This window comes from Corynebacterium antarcticum, from assembly GCF_016595285.2.
Classification (GTDB): domain Bacteria; phylum Actinomycetota; class Actinomycetes; order Mycobacteriales; family Mycobacteriaceae; genus Corynebacterium; species Corynebacterium antarcticum.
Genome location: NZ_JAENIP020000001.1, coordinates 451,431 through 471,757 on the forward strand (window position 1 = coordinate 451,431; position 20,327 = coordinate 471,757).

At 67.7% G+C, this 20,327-nt stretch carries 19 protein-coding genes; 9 read left to right on the forward strand and 10 right to left on the reverse strand.

Going from position 1 to position 20,327, the window contains the following annotated elements; translation table 11 throughout:
* The first annotated feature begins 149 nt into the window (after positions 1 to 149).
* The gene (locus tag JIM95_RS02010) at positions 150 to 620 is read left to right on the forward strand and encodes a rhodanese-like domain-containing protein (RefSeq protein WP_200257041.1); all 471 of its coding nucleotides are present in this window, start codon (positions 150 to 152) and stop codon (positions 618 to 620) included.
* A 23-nt stretch (positions 621 to 643) separates the two neighbouring features.
* Here JIM95_RS02010 and JIM95_RS02015 read toward each other — a convergent pair whose 3' ends face one another.
* Positions 644 to 2,965: a Tex family protein gene (locus tag JIM95_RS02015; protein WP_200257039.1), complete on the reverse strand. Its 2,322-nt coding sequence runs from the start codon at positions 2,963 to 2,965 to the stop codon at positions 644 to 646.
* A 100-nt stretch (positions 2,966 to 3,065) separates the two neighbouring features.
* Between JIM95_RS02015 and JIM95_RS02020 the strand changes: the two genes are divergently transcribed.
* Together JIM95_RS02020 and JIM95_RS02025 are read left to right on the forward strand one after the other, a co-directional pair.
* Positions 3,066 to 3,422 carry a GntR family transcriptional regulator gene (locus tag JIM95_RS02020; protein ID WP_200257037.1) on the forward strand — a complete coding sequence of 119 codons (357 nt, stop codon included), beginning with the start codon at positions 3,066 to 3,068 and terminating at the stop codon, positions 3,420 to 3,422.
* 20 nt (positions 3,423 to 3,442) lie between these two features.
* The gene (locus JIM95_RS02025) at positions 3,443 to 4,402 is read left to right on the forward strand and encodes an SdpI family protein (protein WP_200257028.1); all 960 of its coding nucleotides are present in this window, start codon (positions 3,443 to 3,445) and stop codon (positions 4,400 to 4,402) included.
* On the opposite strand, the gene trmD is transcribed toward JIM95_RS02025, so the two are convergent.
* Positions 4,399 to 5,637 carry a tRNA (guanosine(37)-N1)-methyltransferase TrmD gene (trmD, locus tag JIM95_RS02030; protein ID WP_200257289.1) on the reverse strand — a complete coding sequence of 413 codons (1,239 nt, stop codon included), beginning with the start codon at positions 5,635 to 5,637 and terminating at the stop codon, positions 4,399 to 4,401. The two genes, JIM95_RS02025 and trmD, sit on opposite strands and share 4 nt — an antisense overlap.
* 5 nt (positions 5,638 to 5,642) lie before the next feature.
* On the reverse strand, positions 5,643 to 6,155 hold the full coding sequence (gene rimM / locus JIM95_RS02035) for a ribosome maturation factor RimM (RefSeq protein WP_200257027.1): 513 nt from the start codon (positions 6,153 to 6,155) through the stop codon (positions 5,643 to 5,645).
* A 110-nt stretch (positions 6,156 to 6,265) separates the two neighbouring features.
* Between rimM and JIM95_RS02040 the strand changes: the two genes are divergently transcribed.
* Both JIM95_RS02040 and JIM95_RS02045 read left to right on the forward strand, forming a co-directional pair.
* A complete protein-coding gene (locus JIM95_RS02040; RefSeq protein WP_200257026.1) occupies positions 6,266 to 7,096 on the forward strand; it encodes a class I SAM-dependent methyltransferase in 831 nt (276 codons plus the stop codon).
* 7 nt (positions 7,097 to 7,103) lie between these two features.
* Entirely contained in the window at positions 7,104 to 7,505 is a 402-nt protein-coding gene (locus JIM95_RS02045; RefSeq protein WP_234034457.1) for a cupin domain-containing protein, read from the forward strand.
* A 55-nt stretch (positions 7,506 to 7,560) separates the two neighbouring features.
* Here JIM95_RS02045 and JIM95_RS02050 read toward each other — a convergent pair whose 3' ends face one another.
* Positions 7,561 to 9,180 (reverse strand): ABC-F family ATP-binding cassette domain-containing protein, encoded by a 1,620-nt coding sequence (locus JIM95_RS02050; RefSeq protein WP_200257025.1) that lies wholly within the window; start codon positions 9,178 to 9,180, stop codon positions 7,561 to 7,563.
* A gap of 221 nt (positions 9,181 to 9,401) precedes the next feature.
* Here JIM95_RS02050 and JIM95_RS02055 point away from each other — a divergent pair, with 221 nt between their 5' ends.
* Positions 9,402 to 10,880: a peptide MFS transporter gene (locus JIM95_RS02055; RefSeq protein ID WP_234034456.1), complete on the forward strand. Its 1,479-nt coding sequence runs from the start codon at positions 9,402 to 9,404 to the stop codon at positions 10,878 to 10,880.
* A gap of 496 nt (positions 10,881 to 11,376) precedes the next feature.
* Here the strand turns inward: JIM95_RS02055 and rpsP are convergent, their stop codons facing one another.
* Positions 11,377 to 11,862 carry a 30S ribosomal protein S16 gene (rpsP, locus tag JIM95_RS02060; protein ID WP_200257023.1) on the reverse strand — a complete coding sequence of 162 codons (486 nt, stop codon included), beginning with the start codon at positions 11,860 to 11,862 and terminating at the stop codon, positions 11,377 to 11,379.
* A 366-nt stretch (positions 11,863 to 12,228) separates the two neighbouring features.
* Between rpsP and JIM95_RS02065 the strand changes: the two genes are divergently transcribed.
* Positions 12,229 to 12,450 (forward strand): hypothetical protein, encoded by a 222-nt coding sequence (locus JIM95_RS02065; protein ID WP_200257021.1) that lies wholly within the window; start codon positions 12,229 to 12,231, stop codon positions 12,448 to 12,450.
* Positions 12,451 to 12,469: 19 nt separating this feature from the next.
* On the opposite strand, the gene ffh is transcribed toward JIM95_RS02065, so the two are convergent.
* The 4 genes from ffh to JIM95_RS02085 all read right to left on the reverse strand — a co-directional run bounded on the left by ffh (position 12,470) and on the right by JIM95_RS02085 (position 18,143).
* A complete protein-coding gene (gene ffh / locus JIM95_RS02070; RefSeq protein WP_200257019.1) occupies positions 12,470 to 14,137 on the reverse strand; it encodes a signal recognition particle protein in 1,668 nt (555 codons plus the stop codon).
* 105 nt (positions 14,138 to 14,242) lie between these two features.
* Positions 14,243 to 16,375, reverse strand: a complete 2,133-nt coding sequence (locus JIM95_RS02075) for a [protein-PII] uridylyltransferase (RefSeq protein ID WP_200257017.1) — start codon at positions 16,373 to 16,375, stop codon at positions 14,243 to 14,245.
* Positions 16,376 to 16,379: 4 nt separating this feature from the next.
* Positions 16,380 to 16,718 (reverse strand): P-II family nitrogen regulator, encoded by a 339-nt coding sequence (locus tag JIM95_RS02080; protein ID WP_198738207.1) that lies wholly within the window; start codon positions 16,716 to 16,718, stop codon positions 16,380 to 16,382.
* Positions 16,719 to 16,814: 96 nt separating this feature from the next.
* The gene (locus JIM95_RS02085; protein ID WP_410170728.1) at positions 16,815 to 18,143 is read right to left on the reverse strand and encodes an ammonium transporter; all 1,329 of its coding nucleotides are present in this window, start codon (positions 18,141 to 18,143) and stop codon (positions 16,815 to 16,817) included.
* A gap of 277 nt (positions 18,144 to 18,420) precedes the next feature.
* Between JIM95_RS02085 and JIM95_RS02090 the strand changes: the two genes are divergently transcribed.
* The gene (locus JIM95_RS02090) at positions 18,421 to 18,972 is read left to right on the forward strand and encodes a DJ-1/PfpI family protein (RefSeq protein WP_200257014.1); all 552 of its coding nucleotides are present in this window, start codon (positions 18,421 to 18,423) and stop codon (positions 18,970 to 18,972) included.
* A gap of 59 nt (positions 18,973 to 19,031) precedes the next feature.
* On the opposite strand, the gene JIM95_RS02095 is transcribed toward JIM95_RS02090, so the two are convergent.
* Positions 19,032 to 19,208, reverse strand: a complete 177-nt coding sequence (locus JIM95_RS02095; RefSeq protein ID WP_200257013.1) for a transposase — start codon at positions 19,206 to 19,208, stop codon at positions 19,032 to 19,034.
* A gap of 342 nt (positions 19,209 to 19,550) precedes the next feature.
* Here JIM95_RS02095 and JIM95_RS02100 point away from each other — a divergent pair, with 342 nt between their 5' ends.
* On the forward strand, positions 19,551 to 20,147 hold the full coding sequence (locus JIM95_RS02100) for a hypothetical protein (RefSeq protein WP_200257012.1): 597 nt from the start codon (positions 19,551 to 19,553) through the stop codon (positions 20,145 to 20,147).
* Positions 20,148 to 20,327: the final 180 nt, after the last annotated feature.

The window sequence follows — 20,327 nt, forward strand, 5'->3', positions numbered from 1 at the left end:
CCGGGACACACCCGGTATGACAACTGCCCAAGTATGCCACCATCGGCGCGCGTTCACAAACCCGCGACGGGCACCGTCCGCGCCGGTCCACGGCTCCTGCCGGGCGCGCGGCACACCGGTGCGGGAGCACATGGGGCATGATCGGATGCATGAAGAAGATGATCTGCGTTCTCGTCCTCGGCTCGACACTGCTGGCGTCCTGTGCCGGAGGGGACGATGCCCCGGAGAACGACGCCGCCACGACGGTCACGTCGACCGGATCGGCGGGCGCATCGACGTCGGCCACCCGGGTCCCGGAGTTCGACGGCGCGCACGTCTCCCCCGCCGAGTTCGCGGCCGCCGTTGATTCCGGTGCGACGGTCCTCGATGTGCGGACCCCGGAGGAGTACCGCGAGGGGCACATCCCGGGGGCCCTGCTCCTCGACGTCAACGCGGATGATTTCGATGCGCTGGCCGGGCATCTGAACGAGGACACCGACTACGCCGTCTACTGCCGCAGCGGATCCCGTTCCCGCGAGGCGATCAAACGCCTGCGAAAGGCCGGGATCCGGCGGACCGTCGGGTTGGACGGCGGGATGAATGCGTGGCCGGGTGACGTGATCCCGGGCGAGCCGAGCTAGCCGCCAAACCAGTCTGGGCCCCGTCAGTTCCCGAAGCCGGCCTTTTTCAGCGCGTCCGCGAGTGACCCACCGGGGGCGGGCCTGCCGTTGGCATTGCTGCGGGTGCCGTCTCCCCCGCCGCGCCCCTTCCGGCCGCCACGGTTGCCACTGTTCCGGGTGCCGCCGCCTCCGCCGCCACGCTGCGGTTTCGGTGCGGGGGCACCTGGTTCGTCGTCGAGCCGCAGGGAGAGCCCGATGCGTTTACGGTCGACATCGACCTCCATCACCTTGACCTTGACGACCTGTCCGGAGCGGACGACGGTGTGCGGGTCCTCGACGAACTTCGTGGACATGGCGGAGACGTGGACGAGTCCGTCCTGGTGGACGCCGACGTCGACGAATGCGCCGAAGGCCGCGACGTTGGTGACGGTGCCCTCGAGGATCATGCCCGGGGTCAGGTCGGAGATCTTCTCCACCCCCTCCCTGAATGTCGCCGTGGTGAACTCGGGCCGGGGGTCGCGACCCGGTTTGTCGAGTTCGGCGATGATGTCCGTGACGGTGGGCAGGCCGAAATTGTCGTCGGTGAAGTCGGCCGGGTTCAGGGACCCGAGGACCCGGGAGTTGCCGATGAGGTCGGCGACGCCGAGTCCGGTCGCTTTCGCGATGCGGCGGACGACGGGGTATGCCTCGGGATGGACGGCGGAGGCGTCGACGGGGTCCTCACCGCCGGTGATGCGGAGGAAGCCGGCGCACTGCTGGAAGGCCTTGGGGCCGAGCCTGGGAACGTCCTTGAGGGCGCGGCGGGAGGGGAATCGTCCGTGCTCGTCGCGCCAGCCGACGATGTTGTCGGCCAGCGTGGAACTGATTCCGGCGACGCGGGTGAGCAGCGGCGCGGAGGCGGTGTTGAGGTCCACGCCGACGGCGTTGACCGCGTCCTCGACGACTCCGTCGAGGGTGCGGGCGAGCTGCGTCTGGTTGACGTCGTGCTGGTACTGGCCGACACCGATGGATTTGGGGTCGATCTTGACGAGCTCGGCGAGCGGGTCCTGGAGCCTGCGGGCGATGGACACCGCGCCACGCAATGAGACGTCCATGTCGGGGAACTCGGCGGCGGCGAGGCTGCTCGCGGAGTAGACGGAGGCGCCTGATTCACTGACGACGACGGTGGTGGGCTTGCGCCCACCGGCCCTGGCCAGGAGGTCCGCGACCTGGTGGGAGAGTTTCTCGGTCTCCCGGCTGGCGGTGCCGTTGCCGACGGCGATGAGTTCGACGCCGTGGGTGGCGCACAGGTCGGCGAGTTCGCGCACGGCGCTGTCCCACCGGTTCTGCGGCTGGTGCGGGTGGATGATGGTGGTGGCCAGGACCTTTCCGGTGGGGTCCACGACGGCGGTCTTCACGCCGTTGCGGTAGCCGGGGTCGAGACCGAGGGTGGCGCGTTGACCGGCGGGCGCGGCGAGCAGGACGTCGCGGAGGTTGGTGGCGAAGACATCGAGGGCGCCGGCTTCGGCATGTTCCTTGAGGCGCATGCGGACGTCGAGTCCGGAGGAGACGTAGAGCTTGGTGCGCCAGCCCCAGCGGACGGCGTCGGCGAGCCAGGTGGAGGCGGTGACGTCGAGGTCGAAGCGGTCGGCGATGAGTCCCTGATAGAACTCGTCGTCGCCGGCGTCGAGGTCGAGGTGCAGCACGCCCTCCTTCTCCCCGCGCAGCAGGGCGAGGATCCGGTGGCTGGGCAGCCGGGTGAAGGGCTCGGAGAACTCGAAGTAGTCCTTGAACTTCGCGCCCTCCTGTTCCCTGCCCTCGACGACGGTGGCGGACATGCGTCCGCGGCGGTACATCTCCTCGCGGACCTCGCCGACGAGGTCGGCGTCGGTGGCGAACCGGTCGATGAGGATGGCGCGCGCCCCGTCGAGCACCTTCTTCGTGTCCTCGAAGCCCTCGCAGATGTAGCCGGAGGCGACTGTCTCGGCGTCGGTGCCCTGTTCGGTGGTGAGCGTGTCGACGAGGGGTTCGAGGCCGGCTTCCCGCGCGGTGTCGGCCTTGGTCTTGCGGCGCTTCTTGAACGGTAGGTAGAGGTCCTCGAGGCGGGCCTTTGATTCGCAGGCGGCGATGAGCGCCCGGAGATCGTCGGTGAGCTTCCCCTGCTCCTCGATCGCGGCGAGGATGGTGGCTTTGCGGTCCTCGAGCTCTCGCAGGTAGCCGATCCGCTCCTCCAGTTGCCGGAGCTGGGTGTCGTCCAGACCGCCGGTGGCCTCCTTCCGGTAGCGGGCGATGAAGGGCACGGTGTTGCCTTCGTCGAGGAGGGCGACGGTGGCCCGGACGTGGGCCTCCGGGACGCCGAGTTCACGGGCGATGGTGGAGATGATCATTCGCTTCAGTCTAGTGGCCGGCGACGGGGCTCTTGACACCCCTTCGGGTAGTGCTAGTTTAATTAGCACTATAAGTTCTTCATTCTTTCGGGAGGACCGCGTGCTGATCACCCTGGACACCTCATCACCGGTGCCGGTCTACACCCAGCTCGTCGCGGCACTGACCCGGTCGATCACCGACGGAGAGACACCCGCGGGCGCGAGGCTGCCGTCGGCGGGGGAGCTCGCCGAGGCCCTCGATCTCAACCGGAACACGGTGCTGCGCGCCTACCGCCAGCTCCGCGACCGGGGCCTGGTGGAGCTGCGCCGGGGAAAGGGCGCCACGGTGCTCCGACCGCCCGAGCGAACCACCGCCGTGGAGAACGCCCTGGACACCCTCGCCCGCCTCGCCCGGGAGTCGGGTGTCTCCCTCGACCAGCTCACCGCGTCCCTCGCCGCGCGCGGCGTCACCGGATGAACCTGAAACGGAGCCCACCCATGAATCCCGCGACCCGCTTCCGGATCCTCGCCCTCGGGGTACCGCTGCTCATCGCCGTCACCCTCACCGTGATCGCCGCCGTCATGGCGCAGGGACACCGGGGCGAACTGGCGACGCACTTCTCCTCCGACGGAACCCCCGACGGCTTCGAATCCCCCACCGCGTTCCTCCTGGTGGTCGGCGTTACGACCATCGGAACCGCGGCACTGATGGGCGCGTTGGCCGGAAGCCGCCAGCGGTTCCTCGCCGGCTGCGCGGGATTCACCGCGACCTTCCTGGGCGCACTGGAGATCCGGACCGTCCACGTCAATCTCGCGGCCCCCTCACCGCAGGATGCCCGGCTGCCCGCGATCGAGGGCCTGCTGTTCCTGGTGCTGTCTGTGGCGGTCGGGGCGCTGCTGGCTTGGGCCGCGACGCCCGTGCCGAAGGAATCCGACGGGGAGCGGGTCGCCGCGGTGGTGCCGGTCTCCGCGTCCCGGCGCGCCGTGTGGTTCGGCCACGCGACCGCCCGCCCGTGGCTGATCGCGGTGACGGTGGGCATCGGCGCCGTGTTCACCGTCATCGGCCTGCTGTTCCCGGACGACACCGGTGGGGCGGACCGGGTGATGGTCGGCTCGGGCGTCGTTCTCGTCGTCGTCGGACTGATGTTCACCCGGGTCCGGGTGCGCGTCGACCACCGTGGTCTGACCTGGTCGCTGTGGCCGGGACTCATCCGTTCCACGATCCCCCACGAGAAGATCACCGGGGTCCGCGCGATCGACCTCGACCCCCGCGAATGGGGCGGCTGGGGCTGGCGCCTGAGCGTACGCGGTACCGCCCTCGTCCTGCGCGGTGGGCCGGCGATCGTGCTCTCCCGCCGGACCGCTACCGATTTCGCCGTCACCGTCGATGACGCCGACACCGGGGCGGGGCTCGTCCAGGGATACCTCGACGCTCTCCGGGAGGAGAAGGAGAGCTAGGGTCTCCAGGCGCAGGCGGCGCCCGAGCCGGGCTCGGCGTGTCCTTCCTCGGAGGTGCCGTACCAGTAGGTGTCCTCCGGCAGTTGGGCGACGACGGCCTTCGTGACGGCCCGGAGATCGAGGGCCGAGACCCCGTTGACGATCACGCGGTGCAGTACCTCGGAGGTCGGTGCGTGACCCTCGGCCTGCATGAACTGGGCGACGAGCATGTTCTCCGGCTCGCAGGACAGCGAGATCTCCTCGGCGTGCACGGTGGCCTCCAGGTAGCCGGCCCGCTCGAGACCCCGGCCCAGCTTCCGCGAGATTTTCCGCCACTCCCCCGGTGTGATCAGCAGATTCAGGTCGGTGGACACAGGTCGCGGTGCGGCGTCCGCGAGGATCTTCTCGTCGTCGGTGTTCAGGGCGTCCTCCAGTCGTAGTTTCTCGATGAGTTCGGGCCGTCGTGCCGCGGTACGGAGCAGCGACCGCTCCCGTCGCCAGGCGTCGATGTGGGCGTGGTTGCCGCCGATCAGCGCCTCCGGGACCTCGAGGCCGCGCCACTCGCGGGGTTTCGTGTAACTCGGGCCCTCGAGCAGCCCGTCGGAGAAGCTGTCGTCCACGTGGCTCGCGGCGTTGCCGAGGACCCCGGGGATCAGCCGGACGATGGCCTCCGCCATGACGAGGACCGCGACCTCACCGCCGATGAGCACGTAGTCACCGATGGAGACCTCACGCACGCGGTAGCGGTGGGCGGCGTCATCCACCACGCGCTGGTCAATGCCCTCGTACCTGCCGCAGGCGAAGACGATGTGGTCCTCGTGGGACCAGGCGCGAGCCATCTCCTGGGTGAAGGGCACACCGGCCGGGGTCGGGACGATGAGCAGCGGGGCGGTCCCATCCTCCCCGTCGCGGACGTCGCGCCGGGTGTCGTAGCCGGTGAAGTCCGCGCCCGACAGGTCGTCGTGCCGGGGTCGGTCGACGTGGGGCTGGGCGGAGTCGAGTCTGTCGGCGACCGCGGCGGGGCCGGTTCCGGCCGCGATGTCGTCGAGTGCCGGACCCCACACAGTGGGTTTCATCACCATTCCGGGGCCACCGCCGTAGGGCGGGCCGTCGACGGAGCGGTGCACGTCCGTGGCCCAGTCGCGCAGATCGTGGACGCCGACGGAGAGGATGCCGCGCTCGATGGCCTTGCCCAGCAGGGCGTGCCGCAGGGGATCGAGATAGGCGGGGAAGATCGTCACGACGTCGATGCGCAGCCCGCTCACAGGTCCAGCAGTCCTTCCGGTGGGGTGATCGTGGCGGTGCCCGCCCCGAGGTCGACGTCGGGGACGATGGCGTGGACGAAGGGGATGAGCACGTCCTTGCCCGTGTCCAGGCGGACCTCGAGCGTCTCCCCGGCGGGGCCGTGCAGGACGCCGGTGACCTCGCCGATCTCCGCTCCGTCCTGCACGATGCGCAGGCCCTCGAGCTCGTGGTCGTAGAAGCCCTCCTCACCGGGCTCCGATTCGCGGGGAGCCCCGAAGAACCGGGTGCCGCGCAGCGAGTCGGCGGCGTTCCGGTCGGCGATCTCCGCGAACTTGATCAGCAGCCGGTTCTGGTGCCCGCGCACCGAATCAATGGTCAGTCGGTGCTCGCGTCCCCCCTGACGACCGGTGAGCACCTCGCCGACGACGAAGCGTGCCTCCGGTTCATCGGTGGTCACCTCCACCGAGACCTCGCCCCTGATTCCGTGGGACTTCACCACGCGTCCGACCAACAGCTCCACATTCTCCATGGCCAATGATCCTAACCGACCCGGAACAGGCACCCGAACATCCGGGAATGTGGACGAGATTTGATTAGGCTTGCTTGTGTACGCTCTTTCCCCGCTGTCAGGAGAACACCATGTCCCAGAAGCCGGCCGAGAAGCCGCAGAACACCAGCACTCCTCTTCCCGCGAGCGACCGGGAGGCAGGCAAGGCCCCCGGACACTGGCTGCTCGCCAGGGTCGGGAAGAAGGTCCTGCGCCCCGGTGGACGTGAGACCACGGAGTGGGTGATCAACCACCTGCCCGTCGAGGGCCACGCTGTCGTGGAGTTCGCCCCGGGCCTCGGGGTGACGGCCGCGGAGCTGCTCGCCCGGAAGCCGTCCAGCTACGTCGGTGTCGACGCGGACGCGGACGCCTGCGCGATCACCGGTTCGAAGCTCCCGCAGGATGACCCCGACTTCCGGATGCAGCTCGGTTCCGCGAAGGAGACAAACCTCGAGGCCGGTTCTGCCGATGTCGTCATCGGCGAGGCGATGCTGACGATGCAGACCGACAAGCACAAGCTGGAGATCATGCGGGAGGCGCACCGGATCCTGCGCCCCGGCGGCCGGTACGGCATCCACGAGCTCGGTCTGCACCCGGACAACCTGGATCCGGTGATCAAGAACCGCATCCAGAAGGATCTGGCCCGCGCCATCAAGGTCAACGCCCGTCCCCTGACGACGGCGGAGTGGACCGAGCTGGCGGAGGAGGCCGGCTTCCGCGTCGTCGACGTCTACCACGCACCGATGGCACTGCTCGAGCCGAAGCGTATGGTCGCTGACGAGGGCCTGCCACGGACCCTGAAGATCATCTTCAACGTGCTCCGGCAGCCCGAGATCCGTAAGCGGGTGATGACGATGCGCCGCACGTTCACCACCTACGCCGACAACCTGAACGCCATCGGTATGGTGCTCGAGAGGAAGTGACAGGAACATGGAGATCCCGGTCAACCAGCCGGATACCTTCGGTGAGCCGGAGCGCGAGTCAACCGGAACGATGACGGTGCTGGACCTCGTCGAGGAGGCCGCGGCCGCCAATCCGGACCGCAGGGTCCCGGCCGTGAAGCGGATTCTCGAGGGCAACGGGGCGAACATCATCACCTTCAGCTTCGCCCCGGGTCAGCGGCTCAACGACCACAAGGCCGCCCACCCCATCACAGTCCAGTGCGTCACGGGGACGCTCGACTTCACCTGCGGCGAGGAGACGGTACGGATGACACCCGGGACCGTCCTGCACCTTGATGACCACGTCGTGCACCGCGTCGACTGCCCCGCCGACGCCACCGAGGAGCGCAGCATCCTCCTGCTCCACATGCTCACCGGCGAACGGCACTGATCCACCACCGCGACGGGAGCATTCCCCACCTGAGTCCCGGTGTCCGCGCCGGGGCTCAGTGCTGTTCCCGGACCTGTCCGCCGGACACCTCCAGTACCCGGGTCGCCCGGAACGTGTCCCGCATCCTGCGGTCGTGGGTCACGAGCAGGACGGTTCCGGGGAAACTCTCGACCGCCTGCTCCAGTTGTTCGATGGCCGGGAGGTCCAGGTGGTTGCTCGGCTCGTCGAGCACGAGGAGGTTGGTTCCGCGCACCTGCAGCAGTGCGAGGGCGGCGCGGGTCCGCTCCCCCGGAGAGAGGGAGTCGCAGGCGCGGTGGACGTGGTCGCCGGTGAGGCCGAACTTGGCGAGCAGGGTCCGTAGCTCCGCGGTGGCGAGATCGGGTTCGTGCGCACCGAACACGTCGACGAGTGGTTCGGTACCGCGGAACACCTCGCGTGCCTGGTCGATGCGTCCGAGTCGGACACCGGATCCCAGTGCGGACGGATCGGTGAGCAGTCCGAGCAGCGTAGATTTACCCGAACCGTTGACGCCGGTGATGAGGACCCTGTCCCCGTAGTTGATCTGGAGATCGACGGGACCGAGCCGGAAATCACCGAGATCGACCACGGCACCGTCCAGCGTCGCCACGACGTTCCCGGAGCGGGGTGCCGCCGCGATGTCCATCTGCAGCACCCATTCCTTCCGCGGTTCCTCCACTTCCTCGAGCCGGTCGAGGGCACGTTCGGACTGGGCGATCTTCCCCGCCTGCTTCTCACTGCGCTGCCCGGCGCGATGTCTGATGTGTTTGTCGTTGTCGGTGGATTTCCGGATCGCGTTCTTCGTCCCCTTGTCCAACCAGGTCTTCTGGGTCTGGACCCGGTCCTTCAGGGCCCCGACCTTGTCGGCGTATTCCTCGTATTCCTCCCGGGCACGCTCCCGCGCCCGCTCACGTTCGACGAGGAAGGACTCCCAACCGCCGTCGTAGACGGTGATCTGGCGCTGCACCGAGTCCAGTTCCACCACGCCGGTCACGGTGCGGGAGAGGAACTCACGGTCGTGGCTGACTATCATCATGGGCCGGTGATCGGAAGCGACGAAGTCCTCCAGGATCTCCAGACCCGCGAGATCGAGGTCGTTGGTGGGTTCATCGAGCAGCAGGATGTCGTGTCCGGCGAGCAGGATCACCGCCAGATTGGCGCGCGCCGCCTGACCTCCGGAAAGTGCCGTCATGGGAAGGTCGGGGGCGACATCCAGCCCGAGGCGCTCCGCGACGCGCTCGTACCTTTCGTCGAAGTCCGCACCCCCGAGATCGAGCCATTCCTGGAGTGCGGCACTGTAGGCGTCACCGGTGGCGTCGTCCCCGGTGGCCAGCGCCTCGGCGAGAGCGTCCATCCGTTCCAGGGCACCGGTCACACCGGTGCGCCTGGCGATGAAGGCGCGAACGCCCTCCTCCTCACGTTCCACCTCCTGCTCGAGGAGCCCCACGGTCGCATCGGGCGGTGAGAGCAGGCGCTCACCGGTGATCTCGGCACCGGTGTCCATATCCGCGCAGACGGCGAGGAGAGTGGATTTACCGGCTCCGTTCGGTCCCGTCAGCCCCCACCGCTGCCCGTCCGCGACCACGAGGTCGAGATGCTCGAACAGGGAACGCGCGCCATGGGCGGCGCCGAGATCACGCAGGGTGAGTATGGTCATGCAGACAGGGTACAGCCGTGGACACGCGCGGATGACCGAGGAGCGCTGTTCCCCGGTGATGACCGGGTAGATGTCTTCAGCCACCACTGCGTCGCTCCACCGGTGTATCGGGTACGTGGGGAAGGAACGGGGATCGTCCGGGGCGCCTCAGGTCAGGCGAGCAGGCGGCGACACACGGCCCACCTAGTGGGGAAAGCGAGGTAACACGCATAATGGGGAACATGACTAGCTCACAGCAGGTCGGCGGACCGGCAAGAGAGAAGACCTTCTTCGGCCAGCCATGGGGCCTGGCCAACCTCTTCGGTGTGGAGATGTGGGAGCGTTTCAGCTTCTACGGCATGCAGGCCATCCTCGTATACTATATGTACTTCTCCGTGGGCGAAGGCGGGCTCGGCATGGACAAGGCCCAGGCCACGTCCATCATCGGCGCCTACGGCGGTCTCGTGTACATGGCCGCCCTCGCCGCAGCTCTGGTGGCCGACCGTTTCCTCGGATCCGAACGGACACTCTTCTGGTCCGCGGTACTGGTCATGCTGGGGCACATCTCCCTCGCGGTGCTCCCCGGCGTCATCGGCCTCGCCATCGGTCTCATCGCCATCGCGCTGGGATCCGGTGGCGTCAAGACCAATGCATCGGTGGTGCTGGGGCAGTTGTACTCCCGGACCGACACACGCCGTGACGCCGGTTTCTCGATCTTCTACCTCGGCGTCAACATCGGTGCTCTCGCGGGGCCGATTCTCACCGGATGGTTGCGCGTCACCAACGGGTTCCACTGGGGCTTCGGTCTCGCCGCGGTGGGTATGGCCGTCGGTCTGACCCAGTACATGCTCATGCGGGGAATGACCATCGGTGCCGCCGGTCACGATGTCCCGAATCCGCTGCCCAGTCGGAAGTATCCCCTGTGGTTCGGGGGTGCCGTCGTTCTCGTCGGCGCCTGTGTCCTGCTCGTCAGCACCGGAACCGTGAAGGTCCAGTGGCTGTCCAACATCGTCACGGTCGTCGCCCTCATCGCGGCTGTCGTGCTCTGGTGCCAGATGTACTTCTCCCCGCTCACCACCGCCACAGAGAAATCCCGGCTCATCGGCTTCATCCCGATCTTCATCTCGGGATCGCTGTTCTTCGGAATCTTCCAGCAGCAGTTCACCGTCATCGCCATCTTCTCCGAGACGCGGCTCAACCGGACGATCTTCGGTGTCGAGCTCGCACCCGAAACGGTCCAGTCCATCAACCCGGCCTTCATCATCCTGTTCTCCGTCGTCTTCGCCACCGTATGGACGAAACTGGGCGACCGGCAGTGGTCGAGTCCCGTGAAGTTCGGTGTCGCCAACGTCATCATCGGTCTCTCCCTGTTCTTCTTCCTGCCGTTCGCCGGCGGTGGAGCGAACTCCACACCCCTCTACGCCATCATCTGGATCCTGTTCCTGTTCACCATGGCGGAACTCCTCCTGTCCCCCATCGGTAACTCACTGGCCACCAAGCTCGCACCGGAGGCCTATCCGTCCCGGATGTTCGCCGTCTGGATGATGTCCCTCGCGACCGGCACGGCTCTGGCCGGTAGCCTCGCCGGCTACTACCACCCTGAGGACGCCTCCTCTGAACGCACCTTCTTCATCGTCATCGGTGTCGTCTCGGTGATCCTCGGTGTCCTGCTGATCACGGCGAAGAAGTGGATCACGGCGAAGTTCGTCGACGTCCGCTGAATCCACCGCACCGGCAACAAACCCCGCAGGCTGTCCACCGTCTGATGTTTCCCGAGTACACCTGACTCCCCGGAGCCCCGGGGAGTGGGCGAACGGCCCCGGACGACACCACGGGAAATTCGTCTGCGGCCCGGACGACACCCTGCGCGGGTGTACGGGGCACATCCCAGCGGGCCGGAGAACAGGGTTCGGTCCTCCCGCGGCGAGTCGGGTGGTAACCGGTCGTCGGACCGCATCCCCGCGTGAACGGAATTCCGGGCACCGTCGGCGCCCACCACGGTTCGGTCAGCGGCTTCCCGGGGACGTGTCGGTCCGATCCCGTGACCCTCGCCCACGATGGTTGCACCCCGGAGGTTCCCACGGCGGATCTGCCGCTGGAGTCGCGGCAGATCCCCGGCCATAGCCCGGATACACCGAAAAGCCCGTGGTCACCGAACATCGGTGACCACGGGCTTTTCCGGATCCCGCCGGAGCGGAACAGAGGACTCGAGCAGAACTACTCGGCTGAGGCTTCCTCGGACTTCTCCTCGGCCTCGTCCTCGGCCTTGACCTCGTCAGCGGCGGCCTTCTTGGCTGCCTCTTCCTTCTCTGCGCGGGACTTGCGCTTCTTCTCCGTGATGGCCTCGGCGGAGGGGCCCTCGTTGGCCTCGGCGAGCGCGGCGTTGAACAGGTCCAGTTTGCTGGGCTTCGGCTCGGCGACGCGCAGGGTACCCTCGGCACCCGGCAGGCCCTTGAACTTCTGCCAGTCGCCGGTCACCTTGAGCAGTGCGAGAACCGGCTCGGTCGGCTGAGCGCCGACGGAGAGCCAGTACTGTGCACGCTCGGAGTCGATCTTGATGACGGAGGGATCGGACTTCGGCTCGTAGATGCCGATGTTCTCGATGACCTTGCCGGAACGGCGGGTGCGGGCGTCGGCGACGACGATGCGGTAGTGCGGGGTGCGGATCTTACCGAGACGCTGCAGCTTGATCTTGACGGCCATGTGAGGCTCCTTCTTGTTGTTCGGTCACCGGGCAGTACAGACGCCCGCCGGATCGGCGGGCCGGTTCAACCCTTGGATTTAACCTGCGCGTGACCACCGGCCGACCGGGGTCGGGGACGGTGCTACGCAGGAAAGTTTCTTGCTCGTTGCCGTGGACGGCCGGTGAAATCCCCGGCCAACCGGGAACTTCGCCGAGTCACCCGCAAAAGATCCGGGTACCGGTTCACCGGCGGTTCAGCGACGGAGTCCGCCGCTTCGACAACCTGGAAAATTGTACCAGCTGTCCGGGGAAGGATCCAACGATCAGGGCCCGGACCGAGCGCGTCTCCCCGGCGTCCGCCCGAATATCTGGCAGGGTTGGGTGACATGAACACCAGTGAACGTGCGGTCCGGGATCTCCTCCGGGTCCAGCAGGCCAGTATCGAGGAGGTCGAGGCCGTCGAGCGACTGCGGCAGTCCGTCAGCCGTGCGGTGCGGTCCGGAGCGTCCTGGGCGCAGATCGCCGCGCACCTCGGGGTGGCCGAACGCGCGGCGAGACGCCGTTTCGGTTCCCCGCCCGCACCGGAGGACCAGACCACCCTGTTCTGATCCCGGGTGGGCCGGTGCCCTACTTCTTCTTCCCGCCCTGACCGAAATCCAGGTTGTCCAGGTCGATGTTCTCCATCCCCTTGGGCATCTTCGGCATTCCGGGGAGTTTACCCAGCCCACCGAGCCCGGGCAGCTTGCCACCGCCGCCCATCTGCTCCTGCAGCCCCTGCAGTTCCTCCATGCTCGGCATGCCGGCGCCACCCATCCCGGGCATACCCGGCATGCCACCGGGCATCCCGCCCGGCATCTGCGGCTGCGAGGGCCCCTTCTTCGGGGGCTTGCGCTTGCCGTTCTTCTTCCTGCGGCCCTTGGGCTTCTTCTTCGTCGCCTTCCGGCCCATGCCCGGCATTCCGAACTGGCCGGCCATCTGGCCCATCATCTTCTTCGCTTCGAAGAAGCGCTCGACGAGCTGGTTCACCTCGGAGACGGTGACACCGGAGCCGGCGGCGATGCGCTTGCGCCGGGAGGCGTTGAGGATCTTCGGGTTGGCGCGCTCCGCGGGCGTCATGCCCCGGATGATGGCCTGGATGCGGTCGAGCTGCTTCTCGTCGACCATGTCGGCCATCTCATTCATCTGCTTGCCGCCGGGCAGCATCTTCAGCAGGTTTCCGATGGGGCCCATCCGGCGGATCATCAGCATCTGGTCGAGGAAATCCTCGAGGGTGAGTTCCCCGGAGCCGAGCTTCGCGGCCGTGGCCTCCGCCTTGGAGTGGTCGAGCATGGACTCGGCCTGCTCGATGAGGGTGAGCATGTCGCCCATGCCGAGGATCCGGCTGGCCATGCGCTCGGGGTGGAAGACGTCGAAGTCCTCGAGCTTCTCGCCCGTGGAGGCGAACATGATGGGCTTGCCGGTGACCTCACGGATCGACAGCGCGGCGCCGCCGCGGGCGTCGCCGTCGAGCTTGGTGAGCACGACACCGGTGAAGTCGACACCGTCGCGGAAGGCTTCGGCGGTCTGGACGGCGTCCTGACCGATCATGGCGTCGATGACGAAGAGGACCTCGTCCGGGTCGACGGCGTCGCGGATGTCGCGGGCCTGCGTCATCAGGGTCTCGTCGATGCCGAGGCGACCGGCGGTGTCGACGATGACGATGTCGTGCTGCTTCGCCCGGGCTTCCTCGATACCGCGACGGGCGACGTCGACGGGATCACCGTGGGAGGTGCCCATCTCGTGGTCGGAGGAGTCCACGGCGGTCCCGGGGTCCGGGGCGAAACAGGGCACCCCGGCGCGCTCGGCGACGATCTGCAGCTGCTGGACGGCGCCCGGGCGCTGGAGGTCGCAGGCCACGAGTATCGGGGTGTGCCCCTGCTTGCCGAGGTGGTGGGCGAGCTTGCCGGCGAGGGTGGTCTTACCGGCACCCTGCAGACCGGCGAGCATGATGACGGTCGGCGGGGTCTTCGCCAGCTGGAGACGACGGGTCTCACCGCCGAGGATGCCGACGAGCTCCTCGTTGACGATCTTGATGACCTGCTGCGCCGGGTTGAGGGCCTCGGAGACCTCCGCACCCGCGGCGCGTTCCTTGATGCGCCTGACGAAGCCGCGGACGACGGGCAGGGAGACGTCGGCCTCGAGCAGGGCGAGCCGGATCTCGCGCGCGGTGGCGGCGATGTCGGCTTCACTCAGCTTGCCTTTGCCCCGCAGCCCCTTCAGGGCTCCGGTCAACCGGTCAGACAGAGACTCAAACACGTTCCACTCCCCTATTGGGCGGCTCGACAACACTGGTAGTTTCACCATGGTAGCCCACGCGACCACGGCACCCTACCTGCAGGTGACCGGTCACGGTGGGCCGCGTCAGGCGGCGTTGAGCACCCGGTTGACGTCCCGTTCGATCCTGGCACGGTCGGCGGCACCGCCCCGCAGCCGGAAGCGGGCGACCATCGTCGCCCCGGGTGTGGCGGCCTCCATCCAGTCGATGTCGGGCAGGACACTCATCACCGCACCGATCACGCCGGGCCGGTCGATGGTGCGGACCTCGAGGGTCCGGCCGGTCCATGCGGTCGCCGTCGCCGCGGGGCGGACCTCCGGCAGGGTGGAGAACACACCTGAGGCGTAGGCCTGGATGAAAGCCCGTTCATCGATGTCGTCGGGGCGTTTCATCGCCCGGGGCCGGACGTCGAATTCCGCCCGGCAGGTGCCGTCGGAGGCGTCGGTCACCATGCGGGAGCCCTGGATGTTCCATTCCTTCGCGGCGATGAGCGCGAGCACCCGGACGATCTCCCGCTGGTAGGCGCCACGCCAGTGCACCCGGAGTTCACCGTTGTCCCGTGCCGTCAGCCCGAGCGGTGTCGGGGCGGTGACGAAGGGACGGGTCGGGACGACCGCGGTCAGGGCCCGGCGCGCACCTGCCGCGAGGAGGTTCACGGCCTGTTCCACGCGCGCGGTCCACACACCGGGACCGGTGGACAGGGCGTCGGCGCGGGTGAGCTGCTGCAGCAGATCGAGGGTGAGCAGGTCGTAGCCGACCGCGTCGAGCAGCGCGCGGACCGTCTCCGGATCGGTGGGGTCCCGGCGCAGCGCGAACTTCATCAGTGTCGTGTGCTGGGCGACGACGGTCTGGGCGCAGCACCGGTCCCGGAACCCGAGGCCCATCCGCGCGGTCATCCGGGTGATGATCTCCGCACCCACCTGTGAGTGCGGCCGGGAGGCTCCCTTGCCGATGTCGTGGATGAGTGCGGTGAGCAGCAGGAGGTCCGGCCGCGGTACGTCCACCGTGGATTCGGCGCACCGGCGGACCGTGGCGATCAGGTGCCGGTCGATGGTGTGGACGTGACTGCGCTCCCGGGGCATCAGCCCCCTGATCCGCGACCACTCGGGGACGAGGGGGGTCCACAGGCCGTGCCGGTCCATGCCGTCGATGATGGTTTCCGTGTGCTCGGGGGACGCGAGCAGCGCCACGAAGTCGTCGGCGGCGTGGGCCGGCCAGGGGTCCGGGAGCGCGGGAACCCGTCGCAGCCGGCCCCAGACCGCGTCCGGGACGGTCAGCCCGGTCCGGGCGGCGGCCGCCGCGACCCTCAGCACCAGACAGGGATCGTCCATGTCCGGGTCGCGGGAGAGGGTGATGTATCCGCCCCCGTCGACGACGTCCACGTCCAGTGGGCGGCGCGGGGTCCGGCGGATGCCGCCCGGGGTCGGGAGGATCGAGCGCGCTGTGGCCAGGGCATCGGTCAGGGCGTCATCGGTGGCGCGGGCGTCACGCGCGATGGCGCGGGCGAGTTCGTAGCGGTCGGGATAGCCGAGCCGGAGCGCGATGTCGTGGGCAAACTCGGGGTCGAGGACGTCCCGCGGGCGGCGGGCCTCGTCGTGGAGGAGGGTGCGGATGTCGAGCAGCAGGCCGCGCTGCTCGGCCAGTGGCGGGGCGTCGCACAGGTTGCCCAGCGCGAGGGCCGCGATGAGTTCCCCGTCCCGCAGTCCGCCCCGCCCGTGCTTGAGGTCCGGGTGGGTCATGGCGACCACGGATCCGGACCTGCGCCACCTGTCGATGGCGGTGTCGGTGATGTGGTTGAAGCGTTTCGGCAGGGTACGACGCCACTGCTGGAGGACCCGGCTGCGGGCGTCGGCGACGAGGTCCTCGTCGCCCGCGAGGTGGCACAGATCCAGCAGGCCGAGTGCCGCGGTGGTGTCCTCCGCGACGATGCTCACGCAGTCGTCCGGGGTGCGGACGGAGTGGTCTAGGCGGATGTGGGCGTCCCAGACGGGGTACCAGATGTCGGCGGCCTCGGCCGGCGCCGGGCCGGTGTGCAGGAGCATCAGGTCGATGTCCGACTGCGGGGTGAGTTCGCCACGGGCCAGCGATCCCGTGGCGGCGAGGGCGCATCCCGCGGGGATGTCGATGTCCGCGATGATGCCCAGCGCCCGCGTGAACGCGGTCTCCCGGAGTTCGGGGGCGCTGGGCGGGGCGGAGGTGTCCGCGGGACTGTCCTGCACGGGGCTAGACCGCGTCGGTTCCGCGTTCGCCGGTGCGGACGCGGATGATCTCGTCGACGGTGGTGACCCAGACCTTCCCGTCGCCGATCTTGCCGGTGCGGGCGGCGTCGACGATGGCTGTGACGGCCTCCTCGGCGCGGTCGTCGGTGGTGACGATCTCGATGCGGATCTTCGGGACGAAGTCGACGGCGTACTCCGCTCCGCGGTAGACCTCAGTATGCCCCTTCTGCTGTCCGAAGCCCTGGGTCTCGGTGACGGTCATGCCGTGCACACCGATCTGCTCGAGGGCCTGCTTGATGTCGTTGAGTGTGAAGGGTTTGACGATGGCGGTGACGAGTTTCATCTGTTTCTCCTGGGGATCGCTGGGGAGCGTTTGGAGGGGCCGGGAGCGGGTTCTCCCGGCCACTCTACCGCCCGGGGTAGTCGGGGCCGGTGGGGATCAGCGGATCGCGCCACCGGCCTGCTCGTAGGCTGACTCGCCGTGCAGAGCGAAGTCGATGCCGTTGTGCTCGGCCTCCGGGTCGATCCGCCAACCGATGGTGGACTTGATCGCGAGGGCGATCACCGCGGTGGCCACACCGGAGAGCACCATCGCGACGAGAGCGACGAGGATCTGGATGATGAAGAGCTGGAATCCGGCCCAACCGCCTCCGGTGAACCACCCGGTGTCCGTGGCGAGCAGTCCGACACCCACGGTGCCCCAGAGCCCGGCGACGAGGTGGACGCCGACGACGTCGAGGGAGTCGTCGAACCGGAAGCGGTACTTGAGTCCGACGCCCAGTGCTGCGAGTCCACCGCCGACCGCCCCCAGGATCAGAGAGGTGACCGGGGTCAGGGCGCCTGCGGCCGGGGTGATGGCGACCAGACCCGCGACAACACCGGAGGCGGCGCCGAGGGAGGTGGCGCGGCCGTCCCGGATGCGCTCGACGATGAGCCAGCCGCCGATGCCGGCTGCCGCGGCGGCCGTGGTGTTGAGCCAGGCCAGACCCGCGATTCCGTTGGCGGCGAAGGCGGAACCGCCGTTGAATCCGCACCAGCCGAACCAGAGCAACCCGGCGCCGAGCATGACCATCGGCAGGTTGTGCGGACGCTGGACGCTCTTGAGGAAGGTGCGCCGGTGTCCGACGATGACGGCGAGGACCAGAGCCGCGGTGCCGGCGGAAATGTGCACGACGGTGCCGCCGGCGAAGTCGATCGGGGCGATCCGGGCGATCCGCTCGCCCTCCTCGACGACGGTGCCGAAGATCCGGGCGGAGATGCTGCCGTCATGGTGGCTGAGCAGTCCCCCGCCCCACACCATGTGTGCGAGCGGGAAGTAGGCCAGGGTGACCCACACCCCGATGAAGATCAGCCAGGAGTTGAACTTCACCCGGTCCGCGAGTGCGCCGGAGATCAGGGCGCAGGAGATGACCGCGAAGGTGAGCTGGAACCCGATGTCGATCACGTTGGCGTAGCCGGCCGCGCCGACGACATAGGTGCCGTCCGGGTTCACGATCGAGTCCCGGAGTCCGAAGAACTCGAACGGATCGGCCACGAATCCACCGAAGGAGTGGGTGCCGTAGGACATCGACCAGCCGACGAGAATGTAGATGACGGTGACCACGGCGAGTGCGCCGAAGGACATCATCATCATGTTGAGCACGGATTTCTGACTCGACATGCCGCCGTAGAACAACGACAGCGCCGGTGTCATGAGCAGGACGAGGGATGCGGAGATGAGGATCCACGAGGCGTTCCCTGATGCTGCCATTGTCATGTCTGGGGTCACGGTGGGCCTCCTGGTCGTACGCGGGCCCCATCGGTTTTCGGGACCCTCCACGTGTGAGGGGAAGATGATTTCCCCTTCACCACAGCTCTAACTATAGTCCGACAGGTTTAGTTTTCTATAACTGGACAGGTTTTACCCCCGTCCCCCTCTCCACCCGATGCACGACCTCCGAGAATGCGGAACCCGACACATCCGCTCCCCCGCGCTGCTACGTTGAGGCTCATCGGGCCGGGAAACCGGCCCCGACCCCCACAACCAGCCCCGGGAGGGTTACCCCATGAGCGAGAAGATCCTGATCATCACCGGCGACGGCGGAGAGACCCTCGAGGTCCTCTACCCCCACGAACGGCTCCGCGAAGCCGGATACACCCCGGTCATCGCGGCCCAGAGCACGGACCGCAAGATCCAGCTCGTCGTCCACGACTTCGCCGACGACTTCGACACGTACACCGAAAAGCTCGCCCACATGTGGCCCGCCGACGTCGCCATCGACGACGTCGACCCCGCCGAGTACGCCGGACTCATCATCCCCGGCGGTCGCGCGCCCGAGTACCTCCGACTCAACGAAAACGTCCTGAACATCGTCCGCGCGTTCTTCGACGCCGACAAGCCGGTCGCCGCGACCTGCCACGGCCCCCTCATCCTCGCCCGTGCCGGCGTCCTCGACGGCCGCGAGTGCGCGGCATTCGGCATGTGTGAACCCGATGTCACCGACGCCGGCGCCACCTACGTCGACGCCGCCGACGTCACCTCCGGGAACCTCGTCACCGCACGGGCCTGGAACGACAACGGCCCGTGGATGGGCGCCTTCCTCAAGCTCCTCGGCTAGGGCGTGTCTCCCGTTCGGCGTAGCCGGGTCAGTGTGGCGCAGAGGATGACGGCGCCGCGTTAGATGATGGCATTCCTGTCGTAGCGGGTGGCCAGACCTCTCCGTTGTTTGACCGGTGCAGAGGACCGCTCGACGATGTTTCGTCCCTTGTGGAGGTCGGCGTCGAAGACCGGGGGTCTGCTGCCCCGGCGCCTTCGCGCGGCGATCGTGCCACTCTCCAGGAGGGAAGAACTCATGGAAAACGCATCTGACCAGAAAAATGCGTCCGGCACCCCTCTCATCCCAAAGAGTTGCCGATGTATGCGCGTCTGAACCTGGTGGGGCCTGTGGGGATCGTCGGCATTCACATGGCGCTCACCCATTCGCGGCCGACAGACCTGCACCTACCCGCAGGCTGGTGGGGTGCACCGCCGATGCAGGATCACACCGTTGTCAGTAGATACGGCTTGTCCGCAGCTGGTGGCTTGGCAGTCGCCGGCATCCTCGCCCCATGGACACACGAGCTGTCCTGGCGGATGCCGCGACGTGCGTGAGTCATCGTCGGCGAGGTTGCGTGGATAGCCGCCACAGTGATTGCGGTGGCTCATGTCAGGTGGGCGGCCAGCTTCGGGTTCGAGCGGAATCAGCGCAATTATGCGGGTACCCACGAATACCGGATGTTTTATGGTGTGGCCAATGCCGCATGTATCGGCATCCTCTGGGGAATGTGGGCGCGCCGACGCGTTATCCCCGCTCTGCTGGCGTGTAGTGCTTCTGCGGTGGTTGTCGGCGTCGCTGTTGCTGTGCTCGCTGTGGATGCACCGACCAACTTGAGTGCGAGTGTGCCTCTGGTGTTTGGTGTCGGGCCGGTTGCTGTCCAGGTCATCGTCCCGGTTGTGCTGGCGGGTGTTGTCTTTGTCGTGGGTCAGCTCGCGCGGAAAGCTCGTCATGGTCAAGCTGTGGCGTGGGCTGCTTTGGCCGCGGGGGTTGTCCTGTGGGTGAGCGCGGGGATCATGCGTCCCGGTGCCTTCCCCATGGGAGGGTTGCGGGGCGAAACCCGAACCGGGGTGTTTCCGGATTTTTCTGCAGTGTCTGTGGCACCTGTGTGGATGCCGGTGGAGTGGTTGGAGGTCGTGGCGGTGGGGTCTGATGCTGGCAGGGCCGGTGATTTCCAGGAGCATTGCGGCTCGAGCTGATGGACTTGACATATACGGACGACGCTGAGTGCTCGGGCAATCACCTTATTCAGGGGCCGATCTTCAAGAGTGAGCCGATAATCTCTTTTCGCTTCGGAAATTACGAGATGTGAAGGGTCTCGCGAGGATTCGCAGGACCCTTCAGTAGGAGACACGCCCTGGGAGCAGGCACCTCCGCCA